Raw genomic sequence first — 15,890 nt, 5'->3', positions numbered from 1 at the left:
CGGAAGCTAAAGTGTTGGTACCACATCACACGGAAAGAGTGGACGGAAGTGGACACGACTGGTCAGTAGCCGACAGCACCGCTCACTCGAGGACGTGACGGGCGATGACTTCCTTCTGAATCTCGCTGGTGCCTTCGTAGATCGTGGTGATCTTGGCGTCGCGGTAGTAGCGCTCGACGTCGAAATCGGTCGTGTAACCGTAGCCGCCGTGGATCTGGACGGCCTCGTTGGCGACGTCGACGGCGGTTTCGCTCGCGAAGTACTTCGCCATGCTCGCAGCCATCGGATCGACGCCCTCTGTGTTCTTCCGTGCGGCGTCACGAGTCAGCAGGCGAGCGGCCTGGACGTTCGTCTGCATGTCCGCGAGTTTGTGCGAAATCACCTGATGGTCGCTGATCGGCCGGCCGAACTGCTCGCGCTCTTTGCTGTAGGCGACGGCATCCTCGAGGGCAGCCTGCGCCAGCCCGACGGCCTGACTCGCGATGGCGATTCGCCCGCCAGTCAGGATCGAAAACGCGGCTTTCAGTCCCTCACCGACCTCGGTGAGTCGATTTTCTGTGGGAATTCGAACGTCGTCGAAGACGAGCGTCGTCGTGTCGCTCGCCCGCAGACCGAGTTTGTCCTCTTTTTTGCCGACCTCGAGGCCGTCGGTGTCTTTCGGGACGAGAAACTGGGTGACGGTGTCGGGATCCTCGCGGTCGGTTTTCGCGAACAGGATGACGACGCCCGCGCGCTCGCCGTTGGTGATCCACTGTTTCGTGCCGTTGATCACGTACTCGTCGGCGTCCTCGTCGAACCGCGCCTCCGTGCTCATTTCGGCCGGATTCGACCCCGCCTCGGCTTCCGAGAGCGCAAACGCCCCGACCGGCCGGCCCTCGGCCATCTCCGGGAGCCACGTCTCGAGGTGATGCTCGGTGCCGAACTCGCGAATACACGAGGTTGCGAGCGAGTGCACTGACAGCGCCGTCGCAAGCGAGAGGTGGCCGGCAGCCAGTTCCTCGTAGACGAGACTCGCCGTCAGCGGATCGGCGTCGAATCCGCCGTACTCCTCGGGCACGGTCAGCCCAGTCAGATCGAGTTCGGCGAGGCCATCCCAGACGGCTTCGGGAAACTCCTGGTTCGCATCCGCCTCGTCGACTGCTGGTTCGACCTCGCGCTCGACGAACGACCGCACCGTGTCCCTGATGAGTTCCTGCTCGGCTGAAAGCGCCATAGGAGAACATCGGCCGGTGTCGTGGTAAACGTGCTGGCGTGTCACACAGTCTGGAGGTGTGGTCCTCGAGTCGTTGGCATATGCGTCTCAGTCGCCGTTCTCGCCATCCGTTCCATTGAGTACCTGCCAGTACGTCCGCAGCGCGGCGGCGTGGCCCGCCTCGTCGTCGGTTCGTCGAACGGTCGCTTTGTACGCCTCCGCCAACACCCCAGCAAGCGGCAGCGCAGTCTCGGTTTCTCGAGCCACCTGTCGGGCGTAGCCGATGTCTTTGTGCCAGATTGCGAGGCCGCCCAGTCCCTCGATAGCCTGGCTGAAGTCGCCGCTGAAGTATCGCTCCTCGATATCGAACTCGAGGAAGTCCACGAGCGGGTCAGGGTCGACATCGTTCGCGCGCATGAACTCGATGATCTCAGCGTCGATGGCGTGGTGGCCCGCATAGCGCACCTGCAATCCGAGTTTGAAAATCGTCGCATCGCCGACCGGACCGATTCGGGTGTGCTCTGTACAGAGCGTCTCGAGGAGGTCGCTCGCGGCGTCGTAGTCGGCTTCGGAGCCGCCGACGAGCATGTGCATGCCCTCGCGTGGAGAGCCGCCAGTGATCGGGGCCTCGAGAAAGCGGATGCCGGCGTCAGCACACAGCGTCTGGCACTCGCGGCTGGTCTCGGGGAGCGTCGTCGTCACGTCGATGACGAGCGAGAGATCAGATGCGCCGGCGAGAACGCCGTCGTCGCCGCCCATCACGGCCTCGACTTCTGGCGTGCCCGGAACCGCCATCACGACGGCGTCGACCGCCGTTGCCAGCGCCGCCGGCGAGGTGGCGCGACTGGCACCCTGCTCGCTGGCCTGCTCGAGTGTCGTCTCGTCGATATCGTACACCGTGACGTCGTAGCCGTCAGCGAGCAAGTTCTCGAGGAATCCGTTGCCGATGTGCCCGACGCCGATGATGCCGATGTCGTCCATGTGCCTAGACCTCGAAGGAGGTGAATAAACGTTGGCGCAGCGGCGGTCGATGAGCGCGAATTCGGATGTAGATCGTGAAAAACGAGTCAGTTAGTTGTCGAGCCAGTCGCCGTCGAACTCCTCGTGGAGGTACGGTTTCGCATCCTCGCCGGCGTAGGTCGCGACGATGTGGCCGTCTCCCTCGAGGTGATACTTGTAGGTAGTTAGGCCCTCGAGGCCGACGGGACCGCGAGCGTGGATCTTGCCGGTGCTGATGCCGACCTCGGCACCGAGGCCAAAGCGGTAGCCGTCGCTGAAGCGCGTCGAGGCGTTGTGGAAGACGCTCGCCGAGTCGAGACTGCGCATGAACCGGACGGCGCGGTCGTCGTCTTCGGTGACGATGGATTCCGTGTGCTTCGATCCGTACTCGGCGATGTGATCGATTGCGCCGTCGAGCGAGTCGACGAGTGTGATCGAGAGCACGAGATCGCCGTACTCGCTCGCCCAGTCATCTTCGGTTGCTGGCCCTGCGTCGATGATCTCACGGACCGCCTCGCTGCCGCGGAGTTCGACGCCGGCGTCCTCGTAGCGCTCGGCGATTGCTGGCAGGAACTCGTCCGCGACGGACTCGTGGACCAACAGCGTCTCGACGGCGTTACAGACCGCGGGATACTGCACCTTCGCGTCGAACGCGATATCGGCCGCCATCTCGAGGTCGGCGTCGTCGTCGACGTAAACGTGACAGATGCCCTCAGTGTGGCCGAGCACCGGGATGCTCGTGTTGTCCTGAATGTACTCGACGAACGCCGAACTGCCCCGTGGCATCAGGAGGTCGATTGCATCGTCCATCTCGAGCAAGGCGTCGACGTCTTCGCGCGCCTCGATCAGCTGTGCCCAGCCGGCTGGGAACTCGTCGGTCGCCTCCTGGATGATCTCGTAGAGCACTCGGTTGGAGTGACTCGCCTCGCTGCCGCCTTTCAGAATCACGGCGTTGCCGGATTTGAGGCTGAGCGCGGCGATCTGGACGAGCGCGTCCGGTCGGGATTCGAACACCGTCCCGACGACGCCGATTGGGACGGCGGTTTTGTACAACTCGAGGTCCTCGTCGAGCCGTCGCGAGACGAGGGTCTTCTCGAGCGGATCCGTCTGCTCGGCGACGCTTCGGACCATCTCCGCGATATCCTCGAGTTTCGACTCGGAGAGTTTCAGCCGGTCGACGAGCGCCTGGCTGTACTCGCCCGCTTCGAGCAGTTTCTCGCCCGCGGCGACGTCTTTCTCGTTCGCCTCGAGGATTTCGTCCGTTCGCTCCTCGAGTGCGTCTGCAATCGAACGCAGCCCCGCGTTGCGCTCGTCTTCCGAGCACATCGCGAGCGTGCGCGCTGCAGTCTGTGCCTCATCAACTTTGGCTCGAGCTGTCTGTTCAGTCATTGATGACTCCGTTTATTGGGATGAATAGTGTTCCGACCGCCTTTTCAGCTGCGATTTTCTCGAGGACGTCTGGTTCGGTGGATTTGGCGATTATCGCGGGAATACCGTACTCGCTGACGTCGCGTGCGCCCTGGACTTTCGTCTGGATGCCGCCGAACTCGCTGCTGGTGCTTGCTTCGACAATCCCCTGTACGTCGTCGTAATTGCGCCCCACCGCTTCGATGAGCGTTGCCGTCTCGTCTTCTTTCGGGTTGCCGGTGTAGACGCCGCCAACGTCCGTCAGCGTCACGAGCAAGTCGGCGTCAACGCCGACTGCAACCGACGACGAGAGCATGTCGTTGTCGCCGATGCGAATCTCTTTCGTGGCGACAGCGTCGTTTTCGTTGATCACCGGGACGATATCCCACTCGAGGAGCGTCTCAATCGTGTTCTGGACGTTCGTGAACCGTTCCGAATTCTCGAGGTCGTGCTGGGTCAACAGGAGCTGTGCGATTTTCTGGTCGTAGCGCTCGAAGCTCTCGGTGTACTGGTGCATCAGGAGGCTCTGACCGACTGTCGATAATGCCTGTGACTCCTCGACGGTCTCGCCGTTGTAGGCGATTCGTCCCTTGCCCGCACCGATGGAACCCGAGGAGACGAGGATCACGTCCTTACCCCGTTCACGGAGCGCAGCGATATCATCGACGAGTTTATCGAGCTTGTCGATGTCCAGTTTTGACGCTTCGTTCGTCAGCGAGTTCGTCCCTGCTTTGACGACCACGCGGTCTGCGTTCGCCGCCAACGCTCTGGCCTGCTCGATCTCCGAGCGAGAGACTCCATCACTCATTGCCATAGTCCTCAGCTAACTCCGTCGAGCGGCGTTCGGCTGCCAGAACAGCGTCAGTGACCGCTTCATCTGCGGTACTGTCCCACAGCAACTCCATCCCTTCAATCGTCGTGCCGTTCGGCGAGCAGACTGCATCGATGAGGTCATCGATTGGCTCGTCGGATCGCAGAACCGTCTCAGCAGCGCCTTTAAAAGTCTGTGCGGCGAGCGTTCTGGCCTCGTCGTCCGACAGTCCCGATTCGACGCCAGCCGCCTGCATTGCCCCGAGGAGATAGAACACGAACGCCGGTCCGCTACCGTTGACTGCCGTTGCAATGTCCATCTGGGACTCATCGATCTCGACGAACTCACCGACAGCATCGAGAATTTCTCGCACCTCGTTGGTCACGGTTTCCGCCGTAACCGCTGCTGCCATATTCTGTGTCCGTGCTGCGAGATTCGGCATCACGCGAACGACTGTCGCAGGAGTCTCGTCTGTGATCATATCCGTCGAGACGCCGGCTGCAATCGAGACAAGCGTCTGGTCTGCCGACAACTCGAGTTCGTCCAGAATAATCGGTACGACCGACGGTTTGACGGCGATAATGACGACCTCGCTCTCTGTGGCCGCGCTAAGGTCCGTCGTCGTTGTCTCACAGAACGGTGAGACTGCCTCGAGCGCGTCCGGGTCGATATCACACGCTGTCAGGGTGTACTCATCGGTTTTGGAGAGTCCCTCGAGTAAGGACGCCCCCATGTTCCCGCAACCGATTACGCAAACTTCAGTCATCCTAGTTCACAGGAGGTGCACACGAGAACATACAAGTTGGCTTTTCGCCCGGGTGGGTACCTGTCACACAGTGCGGCCGCAGACAGCCGTCTCGAGACTTGTCACCGGGGTGGCCGGATCGGTGCGCTCGAGACGAATTAATATCGCAATATCTGATTTATATTGTCGTCTGCTCGAGTTACTGGCTCACGTCGTATGCGACTACCGGGTTCGGTATACAGTAGCCACGAGGTCAGTACACGCCAGATCGCCAGATGGGTGCGCGGTTCGGAGCGAGTACGCGGTTCGGAGCGAGTGAAACGAGCGAGAACCGCGGCAAAGCGAGCGGGGAACAGAGTGACCCGTGAGCGACGAAATGAGTGAGAACCGCGGTAAGCGCACGGCGACCAACAGAGTCGGGAACAAACGCAGTGAGCGAGACTGCGCCAATTCGAATCACGCAGGCTCAGAGATTCCACAAACCCTGCAAACAGCATGCCCGTGAGTGGACGGAGAACCTGGTGACCCGTGAGCCGCGAAGTGAGTGAGAACCGCGGATAGTGCGATTGGTGTGTAAACAGTTTCAGTTGTTACGATACATCGTTGCAGTTGGAACTCCATCTTGCCACGCGCCGAACGTGCGGCAAGACACCGCGGATCTGGCGCGAATTTCCGGATACCACACGTAGACTCGTATTCGGCGGTGAACGACCTCCCCACCAGTGTCTCTTCGGCCTCCAGTTGGACTGTCCATCGGTCTCGCGCGCGCGTATGCGAGATCCGACCCTAATCGTTCGCACCCCATTCCGTGGACAGACAGTACTGTTCTGTCGGAGGAATGTTACTCACCAGTTGGCATAGACGCAGCTGGCCAACGACAGGAATACCGGACACGCTCGTCCGACTCCACAGCGGGCAGGTGAGGGTGATATCGATCACTCGAGGAATCACCTGGCCGATTTCGACCGTAAGAGGGAGTAAAGAGACACCAACGAGATCCCAGGGAGAACAGGATAAACTGAATACAGCGATACAAAATACCAGTACTGGCGTTACTATGGAATGAGACGCAAATAGAGACGCATCCTCGCGGACTGAGTCATGAACACACAGCGTTGAATGACACGAATTCACCACGAACACCACCGAAGCGTATAGTTTCCCGGACGGTTGACGCGAATTGCGTCGGTTTCCATAGGCTTTTGACCGGATACGCGCACTACTGCATATGACTCTCGAAGATGACTCCCTCGAGTACCACGCGGAACGCCCGCCGGGCAAACTCGAGATTACGACGACAAAGCCGACGAACACCCAGCGCGAGTTGAGCCTCGCGTACTCGCCGGGTGTGGCTGGCCCGTGTCGGGAAATTGCGTCGGATCCGGACGCGGCCTACCAGTACACCGTCAAAGGGAATCTGGTTGGTGTCGTCTCGAATGGCTCTGCGGTGCTCGGACTCGGCGATATCGGTGCGCAGGCATCGAAACCCGTCATGGAAGGCAAAGGCGTCCTGTTCAAGCGCTTTGCAGATATCGACGTCTTCGACATCGAACTCGACCACGAGGATCCGGATGCGTTCGTCGAGTCGGTCGCCGGAATGGAACCGACCTTCGGCGGGATCAACCTCGAGGATATCAAAGCGCCCGAGTGTTTCACCATCGAGAGCCAGCTGCGCGAGCGCATGGACGTGCCGGTCTTTCACGACGACCAGCATGGAACCGCGATCATCAGCGGCGCGGCGCTGTTGAACGCCACCGAAGTCCTCGAGAAGGATCTCGCCGACCTCGAGGTGACGTTCGCCGGCGCGGGCGCTGCCGCGGTCGCGTCGGCGCGGTTCTACGTCTCACTCGGTGTCAAGCGAGAGAACATCACGATGGTCGACATCGACGGGATTCTCACGACTGAGCGGGCCGAGGAAGGCGACCTGAACGCCTACAACCGCGAATTCGCTCGCGATGTTCCCGAAGGTGAACTCGAGGACGCGATGGTCGGGGCAGACGTGTTCGTCGGGCTTGCAGCGGGCGATATCGTCTCTCAGGAGATGGTCCGCTCGATGGCGGACAACCCGATCCTCTTCGCGATGGCGAATCCGACGCCCGAAATCAGCTACGACGCGGCCAAAGCGGCCCGAGATGATACCATTATTATGGCTACGGGCCGCTCAGACTACCCGAATCAGGTCAACAACGTCCTCGGGTTTCCCTTTATTTTCCGTGGGGCACTCGACGTGCGTGCAACCGAAATTAACGAAGCCATGAAAGTCGCCGCTGCCGAGGCGCTCGCAGACCTCGCAAAAGAGGACGTCCCAGACGCCGTCCGCAAGGCCTACGGCGACCAGCCGCTGCAGTTCGGCCCCGAATACATCATCCCGAAGCCGATGGATCCCCGCGTCCTCTTTGAGGTCGCCCCAGCGGTCGCAAACGCCGCCATCGACAGCGGCGTCGCCCGAGTCGACCTCGAGGTCGACACCTACGTCGAGGATCTCGAGGCCCGACTCGGCAAATCCCGCGAGATGATGCGCGTCGTGCTCAACAAGGCCCAGAGCGACCCACAGCGGGTGGCACTCGCAGAGGGCCACAACGAGAAGATCGTCCGCGCAGCCTACCAACTTGAGGAGCAAGGCATCGCCGAGCCGGTGCTGATCGGCAACGAAGAGCGAATTAAACGTATCGCCACGGAACTCGGCCTCGAGTTCGAGCCAGATGTGGTCGACCCGAAAGGCGATTCGTACGACGAGTACGTCGATGCACTCTATGAACGACGTCGACGCAAGGGAATCACCCGGCGCGAGGCCGCGGAGTTGATTGAGGACAGCAACTACTTCGCCTCGGTGATGGTCGAACAGGGCGATGTCGATGCAATGTTGACGGGACTGACTCACCACTATCCCTCTGCGCTGCGCCCGCTCTTGCAGGTCATCGGAACCGCCGAGGACGTCGACTACGCTGCGGGCGTCTACATGCTGACGTTCAAGAACCGCGTGGTCTTCCTCGCGGACGCGACGGTCAATCAGGATCCCGACGCCGAGACGCTCGCGGAAGTCACCCGCCACACGGCCGATATCGCCCGGCGGTTCGACGTCGAGCCGCGGGCCGCGTTGCTGTCGTACTCCGATTTCGGCAGCGTCGACAACGAGGGAACGCGCAAGCCACGGCGCGCAGCCGAGTTGCTGCGGAATGACTCGGAAGCTGACTTCCCAGTCGACGGTGAAATGCAAGCAGACACCGCCGTCGTCGAGGAGACGCTACAGGGAACCTACGAGTTCGCCGACCTCGAGAAGCCGGCGAACGTGTTGGTCATGCCGAATCTCGAGGCGGGCAACATCACCTACAAACTGCTGCAGCGCCTCGGCGGCGCGGAGGCGGTCGGCCCGATGCTGACGGGGATGGCAGAACCGGTCCACGTCCTCCAGCGCGACGACGAGGTCAAAGACATCGTGAATCTGGCAGCCGTCGCGACGGTCGAAGCCCAGCAGTCATCACAGTAAAAGCCAAGCAGTCCTCGCAGTAGATACATATCCTGCGGGACGCGAAACTGACGCATGACCGATCTCCGCTGTCATCGCCGCGACGTCGTCTGCCGGAGCGAGGCCCACGAGGTCGCACTCGAGTGTCTTCTCGCTGGTATCGAGGCTGCACATCCCTCAGAACTCGTCTCAGAGATGGTCGCCGTTGATGATGGAACGCTCACCATCGCGAGCGGCGAGGCTGACGATGGCGAGGCAAGCGAGTACGACCTCGAGGCGTACGACGATATCCGGCTGTTTGGCGGCGGAAACGCCGCGGCACAGTTCGCCTCGGCACTCGAGGACAACCTCGTCGAGTGGCTCACCGGCGGCGCGGTCGTCACCGACGACCCGACTGAGACTGCCGTCGTCGACGTACACGCGGGCGATCATCCGATTCCGAGCGAAGACGGCGTGGCGGGCACAGAGCGCATCCTCGAGGCTGCACACGCGTGCGGCGAGGACGACCTCGTGCTGGTGACGATCACGGGCGGCGGAAGCGCACTGCTTGCGGCCCCTGCGCCGGGACTGTCGTTGTCGGACCTGCAAGCCGTCACCGACGAACTGCTGGCCTGTGGCGCAGCCATCGACGAGATCAACGCCGTCCGAAAGCACTGCTCGGCGATCAAGGGCGGCCACCTCGCTCGCGCCGTGGCACCGGCGACCCTCGTGACGCTCGTCTTAAGCGACGTCGTCGGCGACGACCTAAGCGTCATCGCCAGCGGCCCGACCGTTCCCGACGACTCGACGTACCGCGACGCGCTCGCCGTCCTCGAGCGATACGATCTCGATGCCCCAGCGGCGGTCAGCGCACATCTCGAGGCGGGCGCGAACGGCGAAAAAAGCGAGACGCCGACGGCGACCGACCCGGCGTTCGACCGCACCCACACGCACGTTCTCGGCAACGGGCGAACGGCACTCGAGGCGGCGCGTGGAACCGCGCTCGAGGCCGGCTACGAGCCATTGATACTCGCGTCGGGTGTGCGTGGCGAGGCTCGAGAGGCGGCACTGACTCACGTCGCGATTGCGGAGGAATGTCGTGAAACGGGCTCGCCGATCTCCCCGCCAGCGGTCTTGCTTTCGGGCGGTGAAACGACGGTCACGCTCGGCGACGACCCCGGTGCGGGCGGCCCGAATCAGGAGTTCGTACTGAGCGGCGCGCTCGCGCTCGAGGGCGAGGAGATCGTCGTTGCGAGCGTCGATACGGACGGCATCGACGGCGCGACCGACGTCGCCGGCGCGATTGCAGATGGGACAACGATACCCGACCGGGCAGGGCGTCGCGCACTCGAGCAACACGACGCGCTATCGGTGCTCGAGGACGCAGACGCCGTGATTCGGACTGGTCCGAGCGGGACGAACGTCAACGATCTGCGGATTATCGTCGTCGAGCCATCGACGTAGGGGTGGACGAGCGTGGCGGTCAGTTCGCTGTTTGCTCGCGCTCGTTTCGCCGCCGAGCCATCTCCGCAGCAACCTCGACGGCGTCGATCAGGCTCGCTTCGGAGGCGACGCCTTCGCCGGCGATATCGAAGGCGGTGCCGTGGTCGACGCTCGTGCGAACGATTGGGAGTCCAATCGTGACGTTGACCCCGGAGACGGCCTCGCCGCTCGAGAACCCGAGCGTTTTGATCGGGATGTGGCCCTGATCGTGGTACATCGAGACGACGCAGTCGTAGTTGCCGCGGGCGGCCTGCACGTAGACGGTATCCGGCGATTCCGGTCCCTGTGCGTCGATGCCCTCCCCGCGGGCGGCCTCGACTGCGGGTCGGATTTCGGCGTCGTCTTCGTCGCCGAGTAAGCCGCCGTCGCTCGCGTGTGGATTGAGCCCAGCCACGGCGATGTCGGGGTCGTCGATCCCCAGATCTCGCAGACCGGCGTCGGTGACGCGGATCGTCTCGAGAACGGTTTCGGTCGTCACGAGGTCACAGGCCTCCCGCAGCGGGACGTGCGTGCTGACGTGGGTGACGATCAGGTCGTCTTCAACCAGCATCATCGAGTAGTGCTCGGTGTCCGTGTAGTCCGCGAGCATCCCCGTGTGGCCGGCGTACTCGCTGCCCGCGAGGCGGGTCGCCTGTTTGTTGATCGGCGCTGTCGCCATCGCGTCGACCTCGCCCGCGAGCGCGAGTTCGATTGCGCGCTCGATGTACGACAAACTCGCCTCGCCATACGCTTCGCGGACGACGCCATACTCGAGGGAATCGACGATTGCGAGGTCGAGCACGGGAATCGCGTTCGGATCGAACGCGGCGTCCGCGACGGTATCGACGGGTGCAATCTCGAGGTCGCTGTCGCGTACGTCCAGTGCCCATTCTAAGACGGTCGCGTCGCCGATGACGATAGGATTTGCAACGTCACACAGCCGTTCGTAGGCGGCGACGATGATCTCGCTGCCGACGCCGGCGGGGTCGCCCATCGTCACCGCGACGGTCGGCCGGTCGCTCTCAGTCATTGGCCTCATCTAGTGCGGAGAGACAGTTAACGATACTCCCAGGCGAGCCGAAGCCACCGGCTTTCGTGATGACCGTTGCACCCGCGAGGTCACCATCGACGAGGTGGCCAACTGGAATTCCATCATCGACGGCCCCGCCGGAGAGGTCGATTGCCGTCGCGTTCAGGCGCTCGAGTGTCGCTCGAGCGACCGAGCCACCGGTGAGAAAGAGCCCAGAGAGGAAAGTCGATTTCGCCGTTTCCGCGGCTGCACTCGCGAGTGCGCTCTCGATTCGACTCCCAGGGCCGATGTCGCGATCAAGGGCCGCTGCACCCTCGCGGGCCTGCTCAACGTCACCTGGCTCGAGCGCGCCAGTCACAACCGCCTCGCCGTGGGCCTCGAGTCGTTCTTGGAGGGGGCGAGCCGCGTTCTGGCCCGCTCGCAGTGGATCCGACACAGCATCCGTGGGGGCCAATCGAACAACGCGGTTGTCAGGGACGGCTGCGAGTTGCTCGAGCGTCCGGTCGTTGATACTGCCGACGACGCCGAGGACATCGCCAGCTGGTCGGTCGACGGCGGGCGCGGCCATGGTATCCATTCCCGGGACTGAAAGCGCACTCGCCAATCCGCCGCTGCCGACGAACAATACAGTCGCTTCGAGCGACTGGGCTGCAGCGCCAATCGACTCGAGATGGCGCTCGTGGATCGCGTCGCAGGTGACGAGCGTCGGCTCCCCGCCCAGTGTCGACTCGAGTGCGGATCGAATTGCATCCCGCCCTGACACAACGGTGTCGATGGGCAGTGACTCGCAGTCATACTGTGACGTGGCGAATCGCGACTCGAGCGTCGACGACTGGACGCCATACCCCGCATCCGCAAGCGAGACGCCATCGACGAGCAGACGGTCGTTGACCGTCACCCGACCCGTTGCTGGAAACGCGGGAGCGACGACGGCCAGATCCGCACCGAGTGCAGCGAGTGCGGCATCGACTTCGCTCACCACGTTCCCGCGCAGTGTCGAATCGACTTTCTTGTAGACGAGCGACGGCGCATCCGAGAGGAGGCGAGAGACGGTGTCGCCTGCCGTTTCCGAATCGGCTGCGCGCGTATTTGCGTCGACGACGAGCACGTCTGGATCGCTCGAGTCGCGTCGCTCGAGACCACTCGAGTCGGGACCCGAGAGAACGACTCGCACTGACCGGCCGTTAGCGGCGAATCGCTGCCCCGTGTCCATCGCACCGGTGTAATCGTCTGCAACGACGAGCGCCCGTTCCATGGCTACTACGTGCCGGTAGCGGTACAAAACCGTTGTCTCACACGGTGACCACAGTTCTCGAGCGGTACTGCGTTCAGCCTCGAGAAATACACCAGAATATATAGAGTTCGTCGAACAAGGAAATAATCAGAACGGTCAACGTCTCCCAGCGCGGGACGAGGAGGCTGTGACTCATTGCGGACGAGCGGACACTGCGTCAGACAGGCGTCTGACCGCTTCCGGTCGGGTGACGGCATTGATTACGCCAGTATTCTTGTAAACCGTTGGCCTGCGGAAAGATTTTTGCACTCCGCGCGGATAGTAGCGGTAGTGACTCAGACGACGCCCACCGAAACGAGCGAGGCGTGTGGCTGCAAAGTCGGCCGAATCGCCACAGAATACGGCCTTACCGACCTCAACGACGAACTCGTTCGCTACTGGACCGACCGCACAGACGACCGCTACAGCACCCGTGACCTCGCTGAACACGTCAACCAGCGCGTACTCGAGGCTGCACTCGATGACGCCGGCTTGCAGTACAAAGACGGCGAAGTCGAGAACACCTACCGACTCCTGACGAGTGACGATGTCAGCAGCGGGACCCGCGTACAGACGCGCAAGGAACTCGAGCGCGACGCAGTGCCAGTCGAAAACGTCGAACGAAACTTCATCTCGCACCAAACGGTCTACAACCACCTCACAAAGTGTCTCGAGGCCGAACTCGAGGAGCCAACCGATGAGGAGAAACTCGAGCGAAGCCGCGATAAACTCGGTGCGCTTCGCAACCGAACGGCAGCGGTCACCGAAGATACGGTTGCCCAACTCGAGCGCGGAGACGTCATCGATATTGGCGAGTTCAACGTGCTCGTCAACGTGACCGTGACCTGTGAAGACTGCAAAACCCAGTATACGATCCGAGACCTGCTCGACCAGGGTGGCTGTGACTGCCAATCCGACAACTAACTGAAAACTGCCACGGCATCTCGAGGTCAAAAATCGACCAACGTACCACTTTCAGCTAGTACTCGAGTTCTAGTAATATGGTGCTCGTAGCTCACTCAATCGGGAGGCGGTCGACATCAGTGAGTGACACCGACTAACCGATTGGCATCGACAGACACGGGTGACGCGGTTGAGACTCCGGCCGGTGGCCTCATACGGATTGCTGTAACGATGTACCGGCGGTGAGTCGAACCGTGTGAGACGAGTCTCGGTGGAGGAGTGCAGCGAGTCCACCGTTGCAACCGCCGGCCGGGTCGCGGTTGCACCGGAAATGACTTACAGTAAACCGTATCAAGCACACTGTAATGGGTTAGTCCGTTTGGGAACTATGAGACTCTTGCTCGAGTGCTCCGTGCTCGTCGGGTCCCGACTGCATCGTCGCCGGCAGATGCGCGGACAGGTCACACTCGAGAACGCGTGCGGGCAGTCGCGACCGAAGATCGACCGACTCGCTGCCAAGGATGGCAAAGCCAGCGAAGATAGTCAGGAATCCAAACACGGCACTCGGGGCAAGTTGTTCGTCGAGGAGCGCCCAGCCACCGAGTGTTGAGATGACGGGCACGACGTAGAAGATCAGATTGGCGTGGATCGCCCCAGTCGAGTCGAGCAGCGCGAAGTACGCGAGATACGCGAGGATACCAGCGAAGATGCTGACATAGCCGAGTGCGAGGAGTGCTTCTGTCGTCCAGCGAATAGCGCCGGGTGACTCGCCTGCAAACGCAGAGAGGCCGTGAGCGAGCGCCGCGGCAAGTGGCAGTCCCCAAGCGATACGAACCGTACTCGAGAGCGTCGCGTTGGCCCGGCGGATGAGAACCGCACCGAGCGCAGCGCTGATTGCACCGGCAAAAAGAATCGCGCGGCCGACAGCGTCGCCGCCAAGGAGACTCGCAGAATCGGGGCTGACGACGAGGATAACGCCGAGGAGTCCCAGTCCCATCCCAACTGCACCGTGGACGGACAGGCGCTCGTTCGAGAGGAGGACAGCCGCGAAGACGGGCGTCAGAATCGGGTTGAGACTGAAGACGATGGCCCCGACTGCGCTCGTGGCGTACTGCTGGCCAACGAACAACAGCGCGTTCGAGAGACCAATCACGAGGCCGCCAGTCGCGAGAATACCGAGGAGGTCGCCGCGAGTCGTCGGCAGCAACTCCTCACGTGAGGACGTCAGCAGGACGTAGCCGCCGAGCAACACGGCTGCAACGTCGAATCGCAGCGCAACGAACAACAAGGGCGGAAAGTACTCGAGGCCAGCCTTTGCGGCGACGAACGTGCCGCCAAAGAAGAGACTCGAGAGGACGAAAAAGCTGGCTGCTCGCCGATCCATTAGCGGCTCACCCCGCTGTGGACACCACGCAGGGACCGACTGGAATGACAAAGTGACCATCTGTTACGGAGGAATGGGTATATGAGGGAAGATGGGATCATATTCATCAAAACGGCACCAACAGCCATAGGTTGTTTCAGAAAATCTTTCACCAATCGAAAGGTGGTTCACGTGTGTTGGACGTTCATGCCGTGAAATTATTTCATGGGGCGAAAGCACTTTGTCGATACAGGAGAGACTCAGCGTATGGAACCGTCGGACGCGTCACTCGAGGAGATCGAGTTTCTGTCCCTGTCGTCGAATCGGGTTGCAGTCCTCGGGTTGCTCGCTACGGGGAGCTATACGCGAACCGAACTGGCTGCTGAGACCGGCGCGTCACAGGCGACGCTGGGGCGTGTTCTGAGTGACTTCGCGGAGCGCTCATGGATCACGCGAGCGGGCAGCGAGTATACGGCAACAGCAACCGGCCAACTGGTCGCGGCGGGATTCGAGGATTTACAGCGTATCCTCGAGACCGAGCGCAAACTGCGGGGAATCGTCGAGTATCTGCCGGCCGCAGCGTTCGACTTCGATATTCGGCGACTGTCGGATGCGACGATTACGCTGCCGACCCAGACGCGTCCGAACGCACCGCTCCAGCGTCTGCTCTCGCTGCTTCAGGACGGAGACAGCGTCCGAGCCGTCTCGCATGCGTTCAACGAGCAAAGTTTGACTGTCGTCCGTGAACGGACCGCCGCTGGTGAACAAACGTTCGAGGGCGTTTTTTCGCAGGATGCGATTGACGCACTCGCAGCCGATACAGCGCTGAATAAGCAGTTTCAAACACTTCTCGAGAACGACCGGGCGACGGTTCGTGTTCGATCCGACGGTGTGCCGATTGCTGCAATGATCATCGACGACATCGTGTACTTTCTGCTGCGAGACGACCACGGCGTGTTGCGAGCGTCGGTCGATACCGACGACGAAGCGGTTCACTCGTGGGCACACAACAGAATCGACGAGTACTGGGAGAGTGCAACAGCACTCGAGGCAGACGACCAGTTGTCGTAGATCCCAGCGACACGACGGAATCAGTGATCCAGTTGACGAACCCATTTGTTTTCATAAATGTCATCTAAGTGATTGCGTCGTTCGTACTCGGGTTACGACTTCTTCGTCTTCGAAAATAGATCTAAACGGAGGTTCTGTTTCTTCAGTGTCCCAGATGTCAATAGATGAT

12 protein-coding genes are annotated in these 15,890 nt (G+C 61.6%); 4 read left to right on the top strand and 8 right to left on the bottom strand.

The window, feature by feature from the left end:
* Window positions 1-82: 82 nt before the first annotated feature.
* The 5 genes from B2G88_RS00935 to proC form a co-directional block, all read right to left on the bottom strand.
* On the bottom strand, window positions 83-1,213 hold the full coding sequence (locus B2G88_RS00935; protein WP_087713725.1) for an acyl-CoA dehydrogenase family protein: 1,131 nt from the start codon (window positions 1,211-1,213) through the stop codon (window positions 83-85).
* Window positions 1,214-1,300: 87 nt separating this feature from the next.
* Window positions 1,301-2,173, bottom strand: coding sequence for an NAD(P)-dependent oxidoreductase (locus B2G88_RS00930; RefSeq protein WP_054864125.1), 873 nt, complete (start codon window positions 2,171-2,173; stop codon window positions 1,301-1,303).
* Window positions 2,174-2,263: 90 nt separating this feature from the next.
* A complete protein-coding gene (locus tag B2G88_RS00925; RefSeq protein ID WP_087713724.1) occupies window positions 2,264-3,580 on the bottom strand; it encodes a glutamate-5-semialdehyde dehydrogenase in 1,317 nt (438 codons plus the stop codon).
* Window positions 3,573-4,406 (bottom strand): glutamate 5-kinase, encoded by an 834-nt coding sequence (proB, locus tag B2G88_RS00920; protein ID WP_054864126.1) that lies wholly within the window; start codon window positions 4,404-4,406, stop codon window positions 3,573-3,575. The genes B2G88_RS00925 and proB overlap by 8 nt, the downstream gene beginning before the upstream one ends.
* On the bottom strand, window positions 4,399-5,175 hold the full coding sequence (proC, locus tag B2G88_RS00915) for a pyrroline-5-carboxylate reductase (RefSeq protein WP_087713723.1): 777 nt from the start codon (window positions 5,173-5,175) through the stop codon (window positions 4,399-4,401). Before proC ends, proB begins: the two co-directional genes overlap by 8 nt.
* Window positions 5,176-6,382: 1,207 nt before the next feature.
* On the opposite strand from proC, the gene B2G88_RS00910 reads away from it, so the two are divergent.
* Window positions 6,383-8,641, top strand: a complete 2,259-nt coding sequence (locus B2G88_RS00910; protein ID WP_087713722.1) for an NADP-dependent malic enzyme — start codon at window positions 6,383-6,385, stop codon at window positions 8,639-8,641.
* 54 nt (window positions 8,642-8,695) lie between these two features.
* On the top strand, window positions 8,696-10,063 hold the full coding sequence (locus B2G88_RS00905; protein WP_087713721.1) for a glycerate kinase type-2 family protein: 1,368 nt from the start codon (window positions 8,696-8,698) through the stop codon (window positions 10,061-10,063).
* Between the two features lie 19 nt (window positions 10,064-10,082).
* On the opposite strand, the gene pdxA is transcribed toward B2G88_RS00905, so the two are convergent.
* On the bottom strand, window positions 10,083-11,111 hold the full coding sequence (pdxA, locus tag B2G88_RS00900; RefSeq protein ID WP_087713720.1) for a 4-hydroxythreonine-4-phosphate dehydrogenase PdxA: 1,029 nt from the start codon (window positions 11,109-11,111) through the stop codon (window positions 10,083-10,085).
* Window positions 11,104-12,366 carry a four-carbon acid sugar kinase family protein gene (locus B2G88_RS00895; RefSeq protein ID WP_087713719.1) on the bottom strand — a complete coding sequence of 421 codons (1,263 nt, stop codon included), beginning with the start codon at window positions 12,364-12,366 and terminating at the stop codon, window positions 11,104-11,106. Before B2G88_RS00895 ends, pdxA begins: the two co-directional genes overlap by 8 nt.
* Window positions 12,367-12,675: 309 nt before the next feature.
* Here B2G88_RS00895 and rdfA point away from each other — a divergent pair, with 309 nt between their 5' ends.
* Entirely contained in the window at window positions 12,676-13,308 is a 633-nt protein-coding gene (gene rdfA, locus B2G88_RS00890; RefSeq protein WP_054863754.1) for a rod-determining factor RdfA, read from the top strand.
* A gap of 349 nt (window positions 13,309-13,657) precedes the next feature.
* Here rdfA and B2G88_RS00885 read toward each other — a convergent pair whose 3' ends face one another.
* The gene (locus B2G88_RS00885; RefSeq protein ID WP_245835266.1) at window positions 13,658-14,671 is read right to left on the bottom strand and encodes a DMT family transporter; all 1,014 of its coding nucleotides are present in this window, start codon (window positions 14,669-14,671) and stop codon (window positions 13,658-13,660) included.
* A gap of 246 nt (window positions 14,672-14,917) precedes the next feature.
* On the opposite strand from B2G88_RS00885, the gene B2G88_RS00880 reads away from it, so the two are divergent.
* Window positions 14,918-15,721 carry a helix-turn-helix transcriptional regulator gene (locus tag B2G88_RS00880; protein WP_087713717.1) on the top strand — a complete coding sequence of 268 codons (804 nt, stop codon included), beginning with the start codon at window positions 14,918-14,920 and terminating at the stop codon, window positions 15,719-15,721.
* Window positions 15,722-15,890: the final 169 nt, after the last annotated feature.

The sequence above is a fragment of the Natronolimnobius baerhuensis genome (genome assembly GCF_002177135.1).
Classification (GTDB): Archaea; Halobacteriota; Halobacteria; order Halobacteriales; family Natrialbaceae; genus Natronolimnobius; species Natronolimnobius baerhuensis.
This window is presented reverse-complemented; position numbering and strand designations above follow the sequence as displayed.

Coding starts and splice junctions, on each gene's coding strand:
- B2G88_RS00935 (WP_087713725.1), bottom strand. CDS start 1,213: ATGGCGCTTTCAGCCGAGCAGGAACTCATCAGGGACACGGTGCGGTCG.
- B2G88_RS00930 (WP_054864125.1), bottom strand. CDS start 2,173: ATGGACGACATCGGCATCATCGGCGTCGGGCACATCGGCAACGGATTC.
- B2G88_RS00925 (WP_087713724.1), bottom strand. CDS start 3,580: ATGACTGAACAGACAGCTCGAGCCAAAGTTGATGAGGCACAGACTGCA.
- proB (WP_054864126.1), bottom strand. CDS start 4,406: ATGAGTGATGGAGTCTCTCGCTCGGAGATCGAGCAGGCCAGAGCGTTG.
- proC (WP_087713723.1), bottom strand. CDS start 5,175: ATGACTGAAGTTTGCGTAATCGGTTGCGGGAACATGGGGGCGTCCTTA.
- B2G88_RS00910 (WP_087713722.1), top strand. CDS start 6,383: ATGACTCTCGAAGATGACTCCCTCGAGTACCACGCGGAACGCCCGCCG.
- B2G88_RS00905 (WP_087713721.1), top strand. CDS start 8,696: ATGACCGATCTCCGCTGTCATCGCCGCGACGTCGTCTGCCGGAGCGAG.
- pdxA (WP_087713720.1), bottom strand. CDS start 11,111: ATGACTGAGAGCGACCGGCCGACCGTCGCGGTGACGATGGGCGACCCC.
- B2G88_RS00895 (WP_087713719.1), bottom strand. CDS start 12,366: ATGGAACGGGCGCTCGTCGTTGCAGACGATTACACCGGTGCGATGGAC.
- B2G88_RS00885 (WP_245835266.1), bottom strand. CDS start 14,671: ATGGATCGGCGAGCAGCCAGCTTTTTCGTCCTCTCGAGTCTCTTCTTT.
- B2G88_RS00880 (WP_087713717.1), top strand. CDS start 14,918: ATGGAACCGTCGGACGCGTCACTCGAGGAGATCGAGTTTCTGTCCCTG.